Genomic DNA, 17,187 nt, shown 5'->3' on the forward strand with positions numbered 1-17,187 from the left:
AAAAGCCGTACTAATTAGAGTTTCGAGTTATCTAATGAAAATATGAAATTGATTAAAATTATAGAACGGAATCGTCATGCTTACAATCGCACATAGGTGTGCCGAAAATTCGGCATGTAATTGCTGGATTTTCGGCAAGAGGGGGGATGACATTGCTAGCAGTTTCGACACAAGAAGTCATTGAAGCGATTTTGGGCAGTATTGATGAGGCTATACACGCTGTAGATGAAAATGGAATTACAATATTTTATAATTCTGTAGCTGCAAAACACGATGGATCGAAGATTGAAAAAGTGTTAGGGAAACATCTGTTAGAAGCGTTCCCGTCTTTATCAAGGGAAACGAGTACATTGATGAAAGTACTAGATACAAAAAAACCTATCGTACATCAGGTACAACATTATCAAAATTTAAATGGTGAAGATGTTTGTACAGTAAATACGACGTTACCTATTTTTATAGATGGGAATATTGCTGGGGCTGTTGAAATTGCAAAGGATTACTCTACAATTCAAAAGCTTACTGACACAATTGTTGACTTACAGTCGAAAATAAAGCGATCATCTAGAAAAAAAGTGATTAAAAAGCACGCTGCATTTGAGACGATAGTGACAAATGATACGCGGTTTAAACAGACGAAAGAGTTAGCACAAAAAGTAGCACCAACAGACGCGAATGTTTTAATATATGGTGAAACAGGAACAGGAAAAGAACTGTTCGTACAAGCAATTCATGAAGCTTCTAAAAGAAAAAACAAGCCATTTATTGCACAAAACTGTGCAGCTTTACCAGAGTCGCTATTAGAAAGTTTATTGTTTGGAACGACAAAAGGAAGCTATACGGGAGCGATTGAAAGAGCTGGGCTATTTGAACTTGTTGATGGTGGTACATTATTTTTAGATGAACTGAATTCAATGCCTCTTGATTTGCAGGCAAAAATGTTACGAGTGTTAGAAGATGGAGTCATTAGAAGAATTGGTGATAATAAGACGAGAAAAGTAGATGTTCGTGTTATTACCGCGATGAACCAGCCTCCAGAAATATGTTTACGAGAGAATAAAATTCGCACTGATTTATATTATCGCTTAAACGTATTTTCATTATATATCCCACCGCTTCGTGAAAGAACTGAGGATGTACTATTATTAGCATCTTATTTTTTGAAAGAATATAATAAAAGTTATAAAAAAGGTGTACTTCAAATTGATGAGGAAGCGAAAGATAGACTGCAAGCTTATCAGTGGCCTGGAAATGTACGGGAGTTAAAACATACGATTGAACATGCGGTTATTATTGCAGAAGGGAATACATTAACAGCCAATTGTTTACCACGTACATTTCGGAAAGAGAAGTTTTCGAAGAAGAAGGGTATAATGCCACTTAGAGAAGCACTTCATCAAACAGAAAAAGAATTAATAGATCAAGCGTTGATTGAAACGGAAGGGAATATATTACAAGCCGCAAAAATGTTGGGTATCCCTCGTCAAACGCTTCAATATAAACTGAGCAAGTACGACAAAACCGCCGAATAATCGGCGGTTTTTGTGTGTTTGCACGAATAAAAGAGCGTTTACATATATAAAAAGTAATGAATATGATGTTAAGTATTGATTTCATACAACGCTTAAAAATATTTTTTCGCTTATGTAATAGGGTTCTCCGCACATTTACTTATCAACAATGTAAAGTTGGCATAACTATTGCTTATATAAAGGATGAGCGTATAAAAAGGGGGAATAGCAATGTTACATGATGTATACAAACCAAATCGTCACTGGAAGGATATCGAATTATGGAAAGATGTTACTGAAGAGCAATGGAATGATTGGGTTTGGCAATTAACGAATACGATCAAAACGTTAGATGACTTAAGAAAAGTAATTAACTTAACACCTGAAGAAGAAGAGGGCGTTAAAATTTCAACGAAAACGATCCCGTTAAACATTACACCGTACTATGCTTGGCTAATGAATCCTGATGATCCACGCTGTCCGATTCGGATGCAATCAGTACCGATTTCGGAAGAGTTATATAAAACAAAATATGATTTAGAAGATCCGCTTCACGAAGATGAAGATTCACCAGTTCCAGGGCTAACACATCGTTATCCGGACCGTGTACTATTCTTAGTAACAAATCAATGTTCTATGTATTGTCGTTACTGTACACGTCGTCGTTTTAGTGGACAAATTGGAATGGGTGTACCGAAGAAACAATTAGATGATGCAATTGCTTATATTCGTGAAACGCCACAAGTACGAGATGTATTAATCTCCGGTGGTGACGGACTTCTAATTAACGATAAAATTTTAGAATATGTATTAAAAAATTTACGAGAGATTCCGCATGTTGAGATTATTCGTATCGGAACGAGAGCACCAGTAGTATTCCCACAACGTATTACAGAAAACTTATGTAACATTATTAAAAAATACCATCCAGTATGGTTAAATACACATTTCAATACATCTATTGAAATTACTGAAGAATCGAAAAAGGCATGTGAAATGTTAGCGAATGCTGGTGTTCCAGTCGGAAACCAAGCAGTAATTTTAGCTGGTATTAACGACAGCGTTCCAATTATGAAAAAACTTATGCATGACTTAGTAAAAATCCGTGTACGTCCATACTACATTTATCAATGTGACTTATCTGAAGGTATCGGTCACTTCCGTGCACCAGTATCTAAAGGTCTTGAAATTATTGAAGGTTTACGTGGACACACATCTGGTTATGCTGTTCCGACATTCGTTGTTGATGCGCCAGGCGGAGGCGGTAAAATTGCACTTCAACCAAACTATTTAATCTCACAAAGTGCAGATAAAGTTGTACTTCGTAACTTTGAAGGTGTTATTACGACGTATCCAGAGCCAGAGAGCTATATTCCAGGAAGAGCGGAAGGATACTTTAAAGAGATTTATCCGAACTACGAAGAAAAACGTTCAGATGTTGGTATCGCAGGTCTTATGAGCGATAAGAAATTTAACCTCGTTCCAGACGACTTACAGCGTATGAACCGTCGTAAAGACTACGAAGATAATGATACTCATGCATCTTTAAAAGATAAACGTGATAAGCGCGATCAATTAAAAGATAAAAAATATCAAGCACAAATGGCTAAGTTAGAAGAAAACGACAAAAAAACTGAGGGTGATGCAGTATGAATTGTATGTGGTGTGACAGTACAGAAGCGAAAGAAAGCTTGAATACTGTATATTGGGAATTACCAGATGGTACGAAAGCCATTGAAATCCAAGAGACACCATGTATTTCTTGTTCCTCGTGCGGGATGGACTATCAATCAGACCATACAGTAAAAGAAATTGAAGATCAATTATTCTTAATTTACACGAAAGATTTACCAAAACAACTAACATATGAAGAATTAATGGGAAGACCGCGTCTATTAAAAAGAAATTATTTCGACTTTTAACCAGCTTTTATGCTGGTTTTTTTCTTTTTTGCCTTGTATAATGTACCCAAGTTAGAAAGGTAGGGAATATTTTTGAAAAAGACATTTTACCATTATATGATGAAGCATCGTGCAGCTTTATTTAGAAATGAAATTTCAGATTTAGCAGAGGCGATGTATGATGATTTAAGTTTTCCGAAGCAATCTGAAGACTATGATGAAATTAGTTCATACTTAGAGTTGAGCGGAATGCTAGAAAGTATGTCTATATTTGATGAAGCCTGGGATTTATACATACAAGATAGATAAAAACTATTTGAAAACATACAGAATACATTACTTTATTTAAAGTGAAGTATTCTGTATGTTTTTTTATTATGAAATTTGTTGATTTAAAGCTAGTCTAGTTACTAGCTTTTGTTTGAGTGTAATGTAAATTTTATAAGATTATAATTTTTATTGAAAAAATTTATGAATATAAGCTTCTGTGATAAGCGTTTTTATGTAGGTTGCATATACTGATATCAAAATCACGACGTCAAAAAAAGGAGAGATAGAGATGGCAAGAAAAAAACAACCTAAATACAACGTAGGGGACATAGTCGTGATTACGCTATATGGAACCGTTGGGAAAATCACAAATATGAAGGTTTTAGATGGAGTTTATGTATACGAAGTCAATAATCACGATGGATTTTACGTAGAGCAAACGCTGCAGCACGTTACAGAGCAAGATATGAAAAAGGGCGATACGGAGTGGATTGAATTAAATTATAATTTCACGTTTGGTGATCTTGTGCAAGTAACTGGATATGATAAAGATGTTTTCCGTATTGTTGGTTTTCGTACAGAAGTATGGAGATATAAGAATGACGCATGGGAAGATACAATTTATGAATTGTCACGGATTACGGATGGTGAATGGTTAGAAGCGGATGAATCAGATTTAACGTTACTCGCCAATGCTCAAACGGCAAATGCAATTTTGAAGAAAATGAAACAAGATAAAGCCGGTATGAATAAATTAGATTTAGGAAAGTTAAAGTCAATTAACAACTCGAAAAAAGTGAGTGTTAAGACGAATCGTCAAGAAATCATTGATGGATTACTTGATATTTATAACGATTATCAATTATTGTTCGATACATTTAAAGATGAAGAATATAAAATTGTAATGGATGTTGTTCATAATTATTTAGTTAAATTGACAGAGAAAAAATAGTTAACTAGAAAGAGAGAATAAATTGAACAACAACATATGCAGTATAAGGTATGCCTACAACTATTAAAAAAATAAAAAGCCACTTTATAAGAGAGTCTGCCCATTGATCTTCATGCATGAACTCTTCTTTTGTTTGTCCTACTTCATATTGATTTTCCATTATTATTTCCCCCTTTGAATAGCTTGTACTACAATCGTATGCATCTCGTCCAAAGCTTATGACCTATAAAAAAATAAAATCTATTTTTCTAATCTCATATACATAATTTTGAGATTTTTTCATAAAACAGAAATAAAGGAGTGATGCTCATGAAGGAAATTGAAGTCGTGATTGATACGGAAGAGATTGCGGAGTTTTTTTATGAGCAACTAATTGAAAGAGGGTACGTCCCAAAACGAGAAGAAATTGAAGATCTCGCAGATATTACATTTGAGTATTTATTAGAGAAATGCATGATTGATGAAGTTTTTGATGAAGAGGATGAATGAAAGTAACGACGGGCATAACTCGTCGTTTTTTACTCTTTACAAACCTGTCACAAATATAGTCAATAATTATTGGTATAATGAAAAGGAAATTTTACTCAAGAGGTGAAGGAATGTTCAAAAAAATTATTGATTCTTTATTAGGAAAGAAAAAATATCGTTCGTATTCAAGTAGTGATTATCGTCGTAGAGGGCGCTCGTATTCAAGTAGCGATTATAAACGACGTTCATCTGGTTATGGACACCAACATTATAAAAGAAAACGTAAAAGCCGTAGCTTCTTTTCAAGTAGCTGATGAAATGGCGTCGTGTACTAGCATTATTTGATAGACCACTGCGAAAAAATACAATTGTTGCAGAGCGTTATAAAATTGAATCAGTAATTGGAATGGGCAGTTATGGGGTTACATATGTCGTTAATGATTTACAAATAAATAGATATAAAGTCTTAAAACAATTAAGACAAAGTAAACAAAGATATGAGTCTGGTAGAAAATCATTTGAACAAGAGAAAATGATTTTACAAACATTAAATCATCATGCAATTCCTAGTCTATATGATCATTTCCTATGGGAGAAAAAGAGCTTCTTTGTGATGGAGTACATGCCTGGTAAAAATTTTGAAGATTATATTTTCATAGATGGGTATGTATATACAGAACGTGAAGTTTTTGAGATTTTATATAAAATATTAGAAATTGTATCGGTGTTTCATAGTGAAGGCATTATTCATCGAGATTTACGCATTCCAAACATACTAATGAAAGAAAATCAAATTAGTATTATCGATTTTGGATTGGCTAAATGGAAAGGTGAAGATGATGAGCGAGCTACAACTTACGAAGGTGAACAAGCTTTGATGCGAGAAGTTCACTTTCGTAGCGACTTTTATGCGCTCGGTCATTTCTCATTATTTTTATTATATGCAGGATATGAATCTAATGAAAAACAGGAAAAACCATGGTACGAAGAATTAACTTTGGAACATTATAATCGTGAAATGCTTATGCGAATGTTACAAATAAAAACGCCGTACTATGAGAATGTACAAGATTTAAAACAAGATGTAGCTTCTGCTTTAGAAAGGATGGAGACTCCATGTTTCAAAAGTTTTTAGCAAGCGTTGGTATTGGAAGTGCAAAGGTAGATACTGTTCTTGAAAAAGATGAGTATATTGTTGGGGAAGAAATAGTTGGAAAGGTTCATATAACTGGAGGTTCAGTTAGCCAACAAATTGAAAGCATTTACTTAACATTATCGACGTCGTATGTACGAGAAGTGGATGATAAAAAAGTAACAGCAACATATGATTTAGAGCGAGTACGCTTAACAGAACCTTTTTCTGTAGAACCGAATGAAAAAGTTGAAATTCCATTTTCTTTTCCAATGCCAATTGAAGCACCACTTACACTTGGTATGAAAACGGTTTGGATTCATACAGGTCTTGATATTAAACATAGTATAGACCCAAGTGACCGCGACTACGTTCAAGTGTTACCTAATGCATTATTAAGTAGTGTTTTAGATAGTGTAAATGAATTAGGGTTTAAAGCACGTCATATAGAATGTGAAGAATTACCGCATCGATTACGTAAGCAAGTTCCATTCGCACAAGAATTTGAGTTTATTCCGGTTTCTGGAGAGCATTATGGGAAATTAGATGAATTAGAATTATTAATCTTGCCACGTGCATACGACCGACTAGAAATTATTATGGAAGTAGATAGAAAATCCCGTGGTTTAGCTGGATTATTCGCTGAGGCGCTTGATCTTGATGAGAAGGTGATTCGTTTTACCGTAACAAGAGAAGATATCCCTGAGATGAAGCGAAAAATTAATAATTATATTTTTTAATAAACTATGCATAAAAAAGAAATGGAGAGGAAAACTAAAACAACCGCTCCATTTTTTTGCATAGTGAGGTTATGTATGTGAAACGATATCGACATTTATACTTACTAAGTTTTACGTTACTCATTTGTTTTGTCGTATTATCACTTTCGTATCATACCGCTTGTATTGAGAACTTTGACAATATAGTCGCACATTTTATTCAAAGCTTTCGAAACGATTATTTGACGACCTATTTTACTTGGGTGTCTTTTATCGGTTCCAAAAGAATATATTTTCCATTACTCATTATTCTTGTAATGTATTTTCTCGTTAGAAAAAAGTTACTTAGTGCGTTACTTCTAACAATTAATTACTACGGATCTCGTTATTTAAACAGTATGCTTAAACTATGGTACGAACGAGCAAGACCTGATGTCACGCAGCTTGTTACTGCAACTGGATATAGTTTTCCGAGCGGTCATACGATGAATGCTACTGCTTTTTTAGGATTTATTGCATACGTCACAATTACTGAAGAGCGTATTTCGTTGCATAAAAAATTATTAATTATTCTTATAGCAAGCTTTGTTGTATTATCTATTTCAGTTAGCCGAATATATCTTGGCGTGCACTATCCATCTGACATATTAGCAGGATGGGCAGCTGGCGGTAGCTGGCTCGTTTTATGTGTTATATTCCATAAAACGTTCATAAAAAAAGAACCTATGTCATAATAGGTTCTTTTTTCATTGGCTCAACATGAATGTGTGCATGGTAAATTCCAAACTTTTTGCGCAGCATAGCTTCGATGTTGTCGGTAATACAGTGACTTTCTCCAACATCCATGCGAGCATCTACTTCAATTGTAATATCAACGTACGTTTGATTCCCATACATACGTGCTCGAATATCTACAATGTTTTCCACACCGCCAATATGCTCTATAGCATCAGCGTATTCTTCCATTTTATCAGGATCAATTCCATCTGTTAGCATATGAGAAGATTCTACGAAAATCTCCCATGCAGTTTTACAAATAATAAGACCGACAATTAAAGCGGCAATAGGGTCTAAAATAGGCATTTGGAACTGAGAACCGACAATACCTACTACGGTACCAATACTTACGAGTGCATCTGATAAATTATCCTTTGCAGCGGCTTCTAATGATTTACTTTTTGTTCGTGCTGCAATTTTTTTCGTATACAAATACACGCAGTACATAACGACAGCAGAAAATAAAGCAACCCATGCAGCGAGTACATTAGGTGCTGCTTGTTTCGGATTTAAGAAAGATTGAATGGCACTAATAACAACTTCTAATCCGACTGTTGCCATAATGAAGGACGCAACAAGTGATGCGATTTGTTCGGCCCGCGAATGCCCATACGGATGATCTGGGTCACGAGGTTTACGAGATATTTTTAGACCAATTAATATCGCTAAAGAAGCACCGATATCCGTTAAGTTATTTAAACCGTCAGCACGTAATGCACTAGAGAGGGTAATATAACTGATGATGATTTTCATAGAGGATAAAAATATGTAGGCCATAATGCTGACAATAGCACCTTTATCAGCTTCTTTATGAGAAAGAGTATCCATTTTAATCACTCACCTTTCTTTAAAGGAATTCTTTCTATAAATAGAGTATCAAACGAAAGTCGTGTGGGTCTATACAAACATTGTTGACGTTTTATAGCTTTTTAAGAAGGGGATAACAAAGTTTCGTGAAGGAAAAATATGTTGAAAAGTACAAAGTCAGGGTGTAAACCGAATTGGAGTTTATTTACTAAAGAGATAGGAGGGGAGATGGATGAAGAAACGAATACTTTTCTTACTATGTATTATTCTTATCATGACAAGGTGTAATTCATTAAACGATGAAAAACGTCAAAAGATAAGTGTGAAAATAGATGAAAGCCCTCTGAAAAATATTTTCCAGAGGGCTTTTATTTTAGTATGCTTCTAAAAACTCAGTAACTTGCTCTTCAGTTTTTGCGTTAGCACTATGTAAGTGGCCTAACTTCTCACCATTTTGGTATACAAGTAAACTTGGAATACCCATTACTTGATATTCTTCAGCGATACTTGGAAACTCATCTTTATTAATAGAATACCATTCAAATTTATTGAACTCTTCCATTACATCTCCGATAAAGTTGTCCATACGTACGCAATCTGGGCACCATGTAGTAAAGAACTTAACAACTACAGGCTCCTCGCTTGCGATGATGTCTTTGAATTCCTTGTCAGATTTGATTTCTCTCATGTTTTGTTGCTCCTTTTTCACTTGTAATATTTTAGTTTTTTTAGGCGGTGTTTCTGGTTAGAAACGAAAAATTTTCTTTCCGAATAATTCTTTTGCCAATTGATCCACCACAGTCTTTTGCAATCCTGATATAACTTGCGAGTAGGTGTTCGGCGTGATACCTACTTGTATGTTCTAATCGTTCACTTACCATCTTTGGATGAATATGCCTTAGATTATGGAAACGAATATCAGGAACCTCACTTTTCTTTATAAGCTTTTTCTAGAGCTGTGTCAAACTTCTGAAATTACATGGGTTATCGTTATAAGGTGGGCATACCAAAATATATTAGTATTATTTTTATAAGACAATATAATAAAAGAGAAACAAGGTAAGGGACAGTGTGGCGTTTTAACAGATAGCTGTGTAATTGAATAGGATAAAAGTAATTATTTAATGTTGGGATAGGTTATAAATGGAGAACCAATTAAAAGAAATATTTGGTGCATTGATAGCAGCTATAGGTACAATAACTTCCGCTATTGGAAGTACACCATTCTATTTTATAAGTAGTAATGTAAGGGAGGATCTGAATGTATATGGAAACACATTACAAGCAGTTGGTAACGCTTTAGAAGCTGATGGTCAGGGCGAAATATCTCTTGAAAAAATTGGGAACGAAATACAATCAACGGGTAATGTAACTGTAATATCAGGATTGGTTATTGATTTTAAAGATGAAACTAAAATTAAATTAGTGATTGCTGGAAATTGGATACAGGCTTTAGGAGGACTTACAGCATTAGCAGATGAATTTGAAGATGCTTCAGATAAAGATGAAACTTTTAATATTGTAGGAAATTTATTACAAGCTATAGGGAATTCCTTGCAGGCAATTGGAGGAGTTTACGAGCTGAAAAGTATTAGAGGAGAGCAGCATGATAGTAAAGAAGATCTAGTAAGTGATACAGGGGAAAATTTAGACAATCAAGTAAATAGTGACCCGGATAAAAAGAAAGAAGGTCAGTCAATAGATATCATAGGAAGTTGGATCCAAGCTGTAGGTTCTGTATTTTCATTAATTGGACAAATACGTGAAGAAAGTGAGGAGTTAGAAGGGGATGATAAATAGACTAGTTTTAAAAGAACCTCATATAGTGCGCATATTTAATGGTAAGAAACTTTTTTATTGAATTCTAAGTTTAAAATTATATGATGCAGTAGGTAAAATGGGTTTAAGGAGTATTATTAGTTTAATAAAAAAGAGCTGTTAGTAAAAACTAAAAGATTTCATAAAAACTGGTAATAGAAACTGCTTTTTAGAAAATAACTTATACTTATTAATAATGGAATAGTAAATTTAAATTGAGAGAATGAAAGAGAGCTCCTATGGAAAGAGGCTCTTTAATTAATAAATTATTGTAATGGAACCAACGCTAAAATCAAATTAATTCCGCTATTTGCGGGCAGTAAGATCCCTACCTCAAAATTAAGCGCAAGCAAAGAAGTTAGGTGGGGATCAGGCTGCCCGTAAACGCCCAATTGGTGAGGACTGATTAAAGTTTCACTTTATTAATACATTTTAGTGTTATCACTATATTTTTGAAAAGACATATGAATAACCTTGCTTTTTGAAGAATGATTTCTATATAAAAACCATAAGCTATTTTGTAAGAAAAGAAAATAGCTTATAATTTATTAAATGCTCATTAAGAGTGCCTTTTGTATATGTTTGCAACCTCGGATGTGACTGCTTTTTTATTGAACATAATGACCGTTTAAATAGAAGGTTAATAGTGCGGAAGACATTAGAAGAATTAGAAAAATGTTATTAAATGAAGGAGTAGAATATGTAGCTGTTCAGATTAGAATGGATGGATTTTCTAGTGATGAAGTAATTGTTAACGACAAATATAACATATATTCGAAACTAGCATATTACAAGGAAACGTACAATGAGGATTTAGAACATAGATGGAATCCAGGAGTTCGTATTTTAGGATTTGCATATGGTTATTCGTTCTCAGGAATTATACATGAATTAGGATTATTAATTTAGTAGTGATGAAACTTATGGTGAATATTTCAATAGATACCATTATCCAACTGGTGTCTTTTTTAATGTTAAGGAATAAAAAAGAGAGCTTAAGCCCTCTTTTTTATAACTATCTAACTTATTATGCACAAATTGGAATTCCTAATGCTATTAAAGTCAATGCTACTTGAAGAGAAAGTTCTAATCTAGCAATTTCGATTCCAGCAACTGAAACGACTAAAAGAGGTTGTCCATTAACGAACAAAACACAACTTTCCATGCTTACACCTCCTTTCTAGTAATCTAATATAGTATATGGATTAAACTTAAAAAGTGTAATAGTTAAATGTATGAATTTAATATAATTAATAAATTAAACTATTATATTTAATAAATTAAAATTAACCTAACAGCTGCTTTTTTGTCACTTTATAAGAAGGATCAGAATATATTAGAAGTATAAAAATTATAGGAGTGATAGATATGTTCTTTGCAAAGTTGCGTGGTAGAAATGAAGTTCCACCAGTAGAAACAGATGCTCGAGGAGAGAGTTTCTTTAAATTAAGTCGGGACGAGCTTAGCCTAAGGTTCAAGTTAGATTTATTCAATATAGAGGATGTAGTAGCTGCCCATCTGCATCTTGGATTAAAAGGAACGAACGGCCCTGTTGTAGCCTTTTTATTTGGACCGATAACAAATCCAGTTTCAATAGAGTGCGCAACTCTTACGGGAATGATTACTCAAGAAGATTTGGTTGGACCGTTAGCGGGTCAAACATTAGGCACTCTTGTAAATGAGATTATATCTGGAAACATATATATTAATGTTCATACAGTACAACATCCTAATGGTGAAATTCGTGGACAACTAAATTATTGCTAATGAATAATGGTAGTAGGAACATTTAGCGAGAAACAAAAAGCATCCGTTGAGGGTGCTTTTATTTGGAGAATGATATTTATATTAAAAATGTTTAAACTTAATAAAAGCTAGTGAATTAGCTTTCAGCACTCACTGAAATATAGAATCATAACATACTTTGTAATAAATTATACGGAAGTGAGTTGAAAATCATGTTTTATTCATATTTTAATTCTGAAACTGGTATGCGACCAGCGTATGGTACATCTATAACGTATAGTGGAGCACAAAGTACAGTCCAAGCTATTCAACAAGCATTGCAAATGCAACAACAAATGCAAATGCAGCAGCAAGGTGTACAACCGTATTATTCATCCGTAGAGTATTTTTACCCAGTACATCATGTTACACCGTACGGAAGTTCTTTTCTTACTATTCCATATGGAACTGTATACAACTTATAACTAATAAGGAATGAAGTGGTGTATATAAATAAGGGTGCAGGTTAATAGCGCCCTTATGAATAATAAAATAGCTAGTCCAAACCTTATAAATCAATCTTACATAATATGTAGTAATAAGTTTGAAAGGGGAATTAGTATGTCTTGTTATTACTACTGTAAGTATTGTAAGGAGTATAAAAAGAAGCATCATGATTGTTGTAAGAACACTTGTAAGTGCCATGATAACAAGGACAATCTTGTTAGAGCATCGGCATTTAGAGCTAGAAATACTGTGAATCAAAATGTTCCTGCTAATACTTTTGTGAAAGTGTTATTTCAAAATGAACAATTTGATTTAGCGAATGAGTATAATCCAGCAACATCTATTTTTATGCCGAAGACTAAAGGTGTATATTCTATTATTGGAACGATTGGTTTCTTTCCAAACGATCCAACTTTAAATTATAGAGCGCGTGTAGAAATTCGTGTGAATGGAAACGCAGCGATAGCTATAGATAATGACTTTTTTGGTCCAATAAGTTTTGGAAATGTCGTAAGTGTTTCGACGATTGTTCAATTGAATGCAGGGGATGAAGTTGAGATTTATGCACAAAGTAGTATAGATGGAGTTTTAAGTCCTTTAGAAGATGGTGCACATTTTGAAGCAGCAAGATTTCCTTCTCCAATTAAATAAAGTCATTAAACAATGAGTTTGCAGAAGCTTAAAGGTAAACCCTCACCGAAATGGTGAGGGTTTTTTAATCTATTAAAAATAGTAACAGGTCGTCCAAGCTATTCTAATCTATATAGCATACTATGTAAAAATAAGTGTAAAGGGGGACTAACTATGTCTTATTATTACTGTAAGTATTGTAAAGATTACAAAAAGGAAAGTCATGATTGTTATAGGAAAAGTAGTAAATGTGATAGGAAGTATGTAAAGGTGAAGTGTTGTGATGATAAGAAAGAGGAGCTTGTAAGGGCATCGGCATTTAGAGCTGTGAATACAGTTAATCAACCTGTTCTAGCAAATACTCCTGTTAAAGTATTATTTCAAAATGAACAATTTGATCTAGCGAATGAATATAATCCAGTAACGTCGATTTTTACTCCGAAAACTAGAGGGGTATATAGTGTATTAGGAAATATAACATTTTCTCCAAATGATTTTAATGTAAATTACAGAGCTAGAGTAGAAATTCGTGTAAATGGCAATCCGGCAATAGCGATAGATAATGATTTCTTTGGAACAGGAGTATTTTTTAATAATGATGTTTCCGTAACTACTATTCTTCAATTAGAAGCAGGAGATTTAGTTGAAGTTTTTGCAGAAAGTAGTATTGCTGGCGTAATTGTACAAAATGTTAATGGTGTAAATACGGTTCACTTTGAAGCGGCAAGATTTCCTTCTCCAACTAAATAAAACTGATTATTAAATGTTTTTTAGTAGGTTTAGTTAATCCCCTTACCAAATGGTGGGGGATTATTATTGTTTTTCTAAAATATATAAGTAAATAGGTAAAGCGTAGTTTAATTTGTAGGGGCTTCAACCTTCTTCAGATAATAAACAGAATAATAAGTAACATGCTTGTAAAAACGCATTGTTAGTAAGTTTACTAGTTTTCTTATAGAACAAGAAAGACGGAATACATAAAAGATCGTATCATTATGTTTTTTCTTTACTATATAGAAATTATATATTGAACATAGATTTGTGTAGGGAATGCTAATACACTGAAAAGAATAGCATAAAGGCGATTACACTATATAAAAACAAAATCAATCCTAAGATGAGTAGTATTGGATGCAACTTGAACATATTTGACCTCCTTGAGTATATAAAGAATTTTAATATATTGTTGGTCAATTTAGAAGGGGGACGGTTACATAAAAAAAGAGCATACATAAAAAGTACGCTCCAAAGAAAGATAGGTTTTATGAGTGGATAATCTCCATACGATAATATATGTTCTTTTCATAAAAACGTGTAAAAAATCAATGAATTATCAATGGAATATCATAACATGAGTAATTTTAGTCTAGGAATGCAGTTATTTTCTTTCTCGGTTATTTTAGGTAATAAAGTTGTGAAAATCGTGCATTATGCGGACTAACAACGGGATAGCGATCGTACTTCCGTTACATATTTCTTAAAGTCTGGGTATTGCGTGATAGTTTGACATTTAGGGGTGCATAGTTGATTAATTATAGACACATTTGTAATTACTTCGTTACAAGGACCGAAAAATGTAATTTTTAGCTTTGAATTTGGTGGGATTTTGAACACGATAGGTTTTTTTTCCATGAAATCAGCTCCTAATATTGAGTATTATAATTTAATGGATATAGAGTCGTATTAGTATAATATGAAATTTCAGTGGATTTGCTTATAATAAAGAATTTTATAGTAGTAAAAGTGCTTAAAGATGTAAAGGGGAAATTGAGAATGGGAAATAAAATGTTTAATTAATATAATCAATAAATACGCAAATGGTTAATATAACTAATGCATTTTTTTGTTTGTTACATATTATGTTAGTAAGAATGGTATAAGGAGGTAGTATAAAATAGTGGAAAAAAATGTACAAGCTCAGCTTTCACCACCGTGGATCACATATTTTAATGAATTAAAAAATTCAATAGGTGCTGATCCAACTGTTACAGTTGGGCCGCTTATTCCTGTTGGTGGTAATTATATTATTTTAGTGCATGCGTTAAGCAACGAAAAAGCGAGAGCATTAGCAACGCTTTTAAAATCTTTTGTACAATTTGGGAATGTAAGTGTGACAATTATTGTAACGAATAATGAGAATGAAATTGTAAATCCATTTCCTTGTCCACTAGATGCATTTGAAATAGCTCATTTATTTCAAGTAGCACTAGAAAATAATCCTTATTTTGAACAAGTTGTGGTACAGCCTCAGTTCCCTGGCGGACCGAATGTTGTTTTTCCGGTTTTCGCTGCGGAAGTCATTCAGTTTTTCAATGACGATATTTCTAACTTATGTCAAACGTTTACAGGTGTTGCGGCCAATGTGTTTCGTGATGTAATGAATGATGAGGTTTGTGGTATCCCAATTCTATTTTCCACAAGTTGTGTTATGAGCAGTGAAAACTCACAATTACAAAATACAGATTTAGCACCAAAGTTGTTTTATTAAACTGTAAAAAGACATTTTCAGTAATAGAAAATGTCTTTTTTATGCACCAATAGTGTTCAGGTTGGAAAATTGCAATTTAATAGGAGTAAACTTCAATTAATTAAAATTTTTCTAAATCTCAAATTTTATGTAGAGGTAGTAATTTTGACTTAAGAATATATAGAAAATGAGGGATGAAATTTTTTAGTTGAAAGGAAATTGATACTGAAAGTTATAATTTAATAATATAGGGGGGGCTAATATCTGTAAAAATGATTAATAGGACGAGATTACATAATAAATGAATAGTAGGGTGTATTTCGAATATTTTATGTGACATACATGTTAAAACTAATAGAAATATTTCTGAAAGAGAATATATTTTGAAAAACAGTAAAGATTCTTTTTATTTATATTATAGATAGCTAGTTTTAGAGAGAGGAGGCTTACAATAAAACAAGCTATGAATAAGTCATTAAAAAGGAGCTGGAATGTATGGGGTATATTGTAGACATTTCAAAATGGAATGGAACTATCAATTGGGATATTGCAGCATCTCAGCTAGATTTAGTGATTGCTAGAGTTCAAGATGGCTCTAATACGGTGGATTTTATGTATCAAAATTATGTTAGTGAAATGAAAAAGCATAGTATCCCATTTGGTAATTATGCTTTTTGCCGTTTTATATCTATCGCTGATGCGAAGAAAGAGGCGCGAGATTTTTGGAATCGTGGTGATCAATCAGCTAAGCTTTGGGTGGCGGACGTAGAAGTTCAAACGATGGCAGATATGCAAGGCGGGACACAGGCATTTATTCATGAATTACGCCGTTTAGGTGCGGAAAAAGTAGGATTATATGTAGGGCATCACACGTATTTATCATTTGGAGCACGTAATATTGAAGCTGATTTCATATGGATCCCTCGTTATGGAGGGAATAAGCCAGCATATCCATGCGATATGTGGCAATATACGGATTCAGGGAATGTTCCTGGGATTGGGAAATGTGATCTGAATCGATTAGTAGGAAATAAGTCACTTTCTTGGTTTATAGATTCGAACAAAGCAAATCAATCTAACATAGTGTATACACAGCAACCGAATGGCATTGGTATTGCAGTTTCGAAATATCCCGATGGATACGCAATAAATTTATATGAAACCCCCATGACCCCTCAATTTACAGGTGCACTCACTCAGAAAATTCCATATTTAATCTTAACAGGTTATTGGGGAGGCGATGAGCAAGATATGATTTGTTTAGGGAACGATAAGCAGTGGGCATATTTAAAACATTTTAATGTGAAATGGTTTTATGCAACTTCGAAATATCCTGTCGGTTACGGAGTAAATTATTATGAAGAGCCTGAATGTATGAATTATAAAGGGAATATAGATGGATCGACATCTTTTCGAGTATGGGATAGAGTGGGAAATGCGGTAGATATCGGGCAGAATAGTTGGATACCTGAAAAACATGTAATTATTAAGTAACTATAGAAG

Annotated in this window: 22 protein-coding genes and 2 pseudogenes; 18 read left to right on the plus strand and 6 right to left on the minus strand. The window is 33.5% G+C overall.

Going from position 1 to position 17,187, the window contains the following annotated elements; all coding sequences use genetic code 11:
• Positions 1-146 precede the first annotated feature (146 nt).
• The 5 genes from rocR to ACS2QP_RS05755 all read left to right on the plus strand — a co-directional run bounded on the left by rocR (position 147) and on the right by ACS2QP_RS05755 (position 4,634).
• The gene (gene rocR / locus ACS2QP_RS05735) at positions 147-1,532 is read left to right on the plus strand and encodes an arginine utilization transcriptional regulator RocR (protein ID WP_011110073.1); all 1,386 of its coding nucleotides are present in this window, start codon (positions 147-149) and stop codon (positions 1,530-1,532) included.
• A 210-nt stretch (positions 1,533-1,742) separates the two neighbouring features.
• Entirely contained in the window at positions 1,743-3,164 is a 1,422-nt protein-coding gene (gene ablA / locus ACS2QP_RS05740) for a lysine 2,3-aminomutase (protein ID WP_000902142.1), read from the plus strand.
• On the plus strand, positions 3,161-3,433 hold the full coding sequence (locus ACS2QP_RS05745) for a YokU family protein (protein WP_000995763.1): 273 nt from the start codon (positions 3,161-3,163) through the stop codon (positions 3,431-3,433). Before ablA ends, ACS2QP_RS05745 begins: the two co-directional genes overlap by 4 nt.
• 72 nt (positions 3,434-3,505) lie before the next feature.
• Positions 3,506-3,721, plus strand: a complete 216-nt coding sequence (locus ACS2QP_RS05750) for a YozE family protein (protein ID WP_000750717.1) — start codon at positions 3,506-3,508, stop codon at positions 3,719-3,721.
• Between the two features lie 250 nt (positions 3,722-3,971).
• A complete protein-coding gene (locus ACS2QP_RS05755) occupies positions 3,972-4,634 on the plus strand; it encodes a hypothetical protein (protein ID WP_000101499.1) in 663 nt (220 codons plus the stop codon).
• Between the two features lie 4 nt (positions 4,635-4,638).
• Here the strand turns inward: ACS2QP_RS05755 and ACS2QP_RS05760 are convergent, their stop codons facing one another.
• Positions 4,639-4,794, minus strand: a complete 156-nt coding sequence (locus ACS2QP_RS05760) for a DUF3930 family protein (protein WP_000431486.1) — start codon at positions 4,792-4,794, stop codon at positions 4,639-4,641.
• 149 nt (positions 4,795-4,943) lie between these two features.
• Between ACS2QP_RS05760 and ACS2QP_RS05765 the strand changes: the two genes are divergently transcribed.
• From ACS2QP_RS05765 to ACS2QP_RS05785, 5 genes are all read left to right on the plus strand, one after another.
• Positions 4,944-5,123, plus strand: coding sequence for a YozD family protein (locus ACS2QP_RS05765; protein ID WP_000658451.1), 180 nt, complete (start codon positions 4,944-4,946; stop codon positions 5,121-5,123).
• A 110-nt stretch (positions 5,124-5,233) separates the two neighbouring features.
• Positions 5,234-5,416 carry a hypothetical protein gene (locus ACS2QP_RS05770; RefSeq protein WP_000473371.1) on the plus strand — a complete coding sequence of 61 codons (183 nt, stop codon included), beginning with the start codon at positions 5,234-5,236 and terminating at the stop codon, positions 5,414-5,416.
• Positions 5,416-6,237 (plus strand): serine/threonine protein kinase, encoded by an 822-nt coding sequence (locus ACS2QP_RS05775; RefSeq protein ID WP_017674112.1) that lies wholly within the window; start codon positions 5,416-5,418, stop codon positions 6,235-6,237. The genes ACS2QP_RS05770 and ACS2QP_RS05775 overlap by 1 nt, the downstream gene beginning before the upstream one ends.
• Positions 6,219-6,974 carry a sporulation protein gene (locus ACS2QP_RS05780; RefSeq protein WP_438882207.1) on the plus strand — a complete coding sequence of 252 codons (756 nt, stop codon included), beginning with the start codon at positions 6,219-6,221 and terminating at the stop codon, positions 6,972-6,974. Before ACS2QP_RS05775 ends, ACS2QP_RS05780 begins: the two co-directional genes overlap by 19 nt.
• A 77-nt stretch (positions 6,975-7,051) precedes the next feature.
• Positions 7,052-7,687, plus strand: coding sequence for a phosphatase PAP2 family protein (locus ACS2QP_RS05785; RefSeq protein ID WP_000833370.1), 636 nt, complete (start codon positions 7,052-7,054; stop codon positions 7,685-7,687).
• Here ACS2QP_RS05785 and ACS2QP_RS05790 read toward each other — a convergent pair.
• The 3 genes and pseudogenes from ACS2QP_RS05790 to ACS2QP_RS05800 form a co-directional block, all read right to left on the minus strand.
• Positions 7,677-8,558 (minus strand): cation diffusion facilitator family transporter, encoded by an 882-nt coding sequence (locus ACS2QP_RS05790; protein WP_000380385.1) that lies wholly within the window; start codon positions 8,556-8,558, stop codon positions 7,677-7,679. The genes ACS2QP_RS05785 and ACS2QP_RS05790 overlap by 11 nt on opposite strands.
• A gap of 352 nt (positions 8,559-8,910) precedes the next feature.
• Positions 8,911-9,225, minus strand: coding sequence for a thioredoxin family protein (locus ACS2QP_RS05795; protein WP_001206934.1), 315 nt, complete (start codon positions 9,223-9,225; stop codon positions 8,911-8,913).
• A gap of 57 nt (positions 9,226-9,282) precedes the next feature.
• A pseudogene (locus tag ACS2QP_RS05800) lies at positions 9,283-9,547 on the minus strand (site-specific integrase); the annotation flags it as partial.
• Between the two features lie 133 nt (positions 9,548-9,680).
• On the opposite strand from ACS2QP_RS05800, the gene ACS2QP_RS05805 reads away from it, so the two are divergent.
• Both ACS2QP_RS05805 and ACS2QP_RS05810 read left to right on the plus strand, forming a co-directional pair.
• The gene (locus ACS2QP_RS05805) at positions 9,681-10,337 is read left to right on the plus strand and encodes a DUF6944 family repetitive protein (protein WP_017674109.1); all 657 of its coding nucleotides are present in this window, start codon (positions 9,681-9,683) and stop codon (positions 10,335-10,337) included.
• A 661-nt stretch (positions 10,338-10,998) separates the two neighbouring features.
• A pseudogene (locus ACS2QP_RS05810) lies at positions 10,999-11,264 on the plus strand (hypothetical protein).
• 118 nt (positions 11,265-11,382) lie between these two features.
• On the opposite strand, the gene ACS2QP_RS05815 reads toward ACS2QP_RS05810, so the two are convergent.
• The gene (locus tag ACS2QP_RS05815) at positions 11,383-11,520 is read right to left on the minus strand and encodes a DUF3956 family protein (RefSeq protein ID WP_000443219.1); all 138 of its coding nucleotides are present in this window, start codon (positions 11,518-11,520) and stop codon (positions 11,383-11,385) included.
• A 203-nt stretch (positions 11,521-11,723) separates the two neighbouring features.
• Between ACS2QP_RS05815 and ACS2QP_RS05820 the strand changes: the two genes are divergently transcribed.
• The 4 genes from ACS2QP_RS05820 (at position 11,724) to ACS2QP_RS05835 (ending at position 13,967) form a co-directional block, all read left to right on the plus strand.
• Complete coding sequence (locus ACS2QP_RS05820) at positions 11,724-12,122, plus strand: CHRD domain-containing protein (protein WP_000464546.1); 399 nt, start codon at positions 11,724-11,726, stop codon at positions 12,120-12,122.
• 191 nt (positions 12,123-12,313) lie between these two features.
• Positions 12,314-12,565 carry a DUF3947 family protein gene (locus ACS2QP_RS05825; protein ID WP_088338513.1) on the plus strand — a complete coding sequence of 84 codons (252 nt, stop codon included), beginning with the start codon at positions 12,314-12,316 and terminating at the stop codon, positions 12,563-12,565.
• Between the two features lie 136 nt (positions 12,566-12,701).
• A complete protein-coding gene (locus ACS2QP_RS05830; RefSeq protein ID WP_002183539.1) occupies positions 12,702-13,238 on the plus strand; it encodes a C1q-like domain-containing protein in 537 nt (178 codons plus the stop codon).
• Between the two features lie 153 nt (positions 13,239-13,391).
• Positions 13,392-13,967, plus strand: coding sequence for a hypothetical protein (locus tag ACS2QP_RS05835; RefSeq protein WP_000122943.1), 576 nt, complete (start codon positions 13,392-13,394; stop codon positions 13,965-13,967).
• Between the two features lie 687 nt (positions 13,968-14,654).
• Here the strand turns inward: ACS2QP_RS05835 and ACS2QP_RS05840 are convergent.
• Entirely contained in the window at positions 14,655-14,849 is a 195-nt protein-coding gene (locus ACS2QP_RS05840) for a hypothetical protein (RefSeq protein WP_000412555.1), read from the minus strand.
• Positions 14,850-15,114: 265 nt separating this feature from the next.
• Between ACS2QP_RS05840 and ACS2QP_RS05845 the strand changes: the two genes are divergently transcribed.
• Both ACS2QP_RS05845 and ACS2QP_RS05850 read left to right on the plus strand, forming a co-directional pair.
• Entirely contained in the window at positions 15,115-15,705 is a 591-nt protein-coding gene (locus tag ACS2QP_RS05845; RefSeq protein WP_088338514.1) for a hypothetical protein, read from the plus strand.
• 474 nt (positions 15,706-16,179) lie between these two features.
• Entirely contained in the window at positions 16,180-17,178 is a 999-nt protein-coding gene (locus ACS2QP_RS05850) for a glycoside hydrolase family 25 protein (RefSeq protein ID WP_438882208.1), read from the plus strand.
• The last annotated feature ends 9 nt before the right edge of the window (positions 17,179-17,187 follow it).

The organism is Bacillus cereus group sp. Bce019 (assembly GCF_051781745.1).
GTDB lineage: Bacteria > Bacillota > Bacilli > Bacillales > Bacillaceae_G > Bacillus_A > Bacillus_A cereus.

Excerpts from the sequence above, each read along its gene's own strand:
- ACS2QP_RS05755 (WP_000101499.1), top strand. The coding sequence starts at position 3,972 with ATGGCAAGAAAAAAACAACCTAAATACAACGTAGGGGACATAGTCGTG.
- ACS2QP_RS05805 (WP_017674109.1), top strand. The coding sequence starts at position 9,681 with ATGGAGAACCAATTAAAAGAAATATTTGGTGCATTGATAGCAGCTATA.
- ACS2QP_RS05770 (WP_000473371.1), top strand. The coding sequence starts at position 5,234 with ATGTTCAAAAAAATTATTGATTCTTTATTAGGAAAGAAAAAATATCGT.
- ablA (WP_000902142.1), top strand. The coding sequence starts at position 1,743 with ATGTTACATGATGTATACAAACCAAATCGTCACTGGAAGGATATCGAA.
- ACS2QP_RS05760 (WP_000431486.1), bottom strand. The coding sequence starts at position 4,794 with ATGGAAAATCAATATGAAGTAGGACAAACAAAAGAAGAGTTCATGCAT.
- ACS2QP_RS05825 (WP_088338513.1), top strand. The coding sequence starts at position 12,314 with ATGTTTTATTCATATTTTAATTCTGAAACTGGTATGCGACCAGCGTAT.
- ACS2QP_RS05790 (WP_000380385.1), bottom strand. The coding sequence starts at position 8,558 with ATGGATACTCTTTCTCATAAAGAAGCTGATAAAGGTGCTATTGTCAGC.
- ACS2QP_RS05830 (WP_002183539.1), top strand. The coding sequence starts at position 12,702 with ATGTCTTGTTATTACTACTGTAAGTATTGTAAGGAGTATAAAAAGAAG.
- ACS2QP_RS05780 (WP_438882207.1), top strand. The coding sequence starts at position 6,219 with ATGTTTCAAAAGTTTTTAGCAAGCGTTGGTATTGGAAGTGCAAAGGTA.
- ACS2QP_RS05795 (WP_001206934.1), bottom strand. The coding sequence starts at position 9,225 with ATGAGAGAAATCAAATCTGACAAGGAATTCAAAGACATCATCGCAAGC.
- ACS2QP_RS05835 (WP_000122943.1), top strand. The coding sequence starts at position 13,392 with ATGTCTTATTATTACTGTAAGTATTGTAAAGATTACAAAAAGGAAAGT.
- ACS2QP_RS05745 (WP_000995763.1), top strand. The coding sequence starts at position 3,161 with ATGAATTGTATGTGGTGTGACAGTACAGAAGCGAAAGAAAGCTTGAAT.
- ACS2QP_RS05820 (WP_000464546.1), top strand. The coding sequence starts at position 11,724 with ATGTTCTTTGCAAAGTTGCGTGGTAGAAATGAAGTTCCACCAGTAGAA.
- ACS2QP_RS05850 (WP_438882208.1), top strand. The coding sequence starts at position 16,180 with ATGGGGTATATTGTAGACATTTCAAAATGGAATGGAACTATCAATTGG.
- ACS2QP_RS05815 (WP_000443219.1), bottom strand. The coding sequence starts at position 11,520 with ATGGAAAGTTGTGTTTTGTTCGTTAATGGACAACCTCTTTTAGTCGTT.
- ACS2QP_RS05765 (WP_000658451.1), top strand. The coding sequence starts at position 4,944 with ATGAAGGAAATTGAAGTCGTGATTGATACGGAAGAGATTGCGGAGTTT.
- ACS2QP_RS05775 (WP_017674112.1), top strand. The coding sequence starts at position 5,416 with ATGAAATGGCGTCGTGTACTAGCATTATTTGATAGACCACTGCGAAAA.
- ACS2QP_RS05840 (WP_000412555.1), bottom strand. The coding sequence starts at position 14,849 with ATGGAAAAAAAACCTATCGTGTTCAAAATCCCACCAAATTCAAAGCTA.
- rocR (WP_011110073.1), top strand. The coding sequence starts at position 147 with ATGACATTGCTAGCAGTTTCGACACAAGAAGTCATTGAAGCGATTTTG.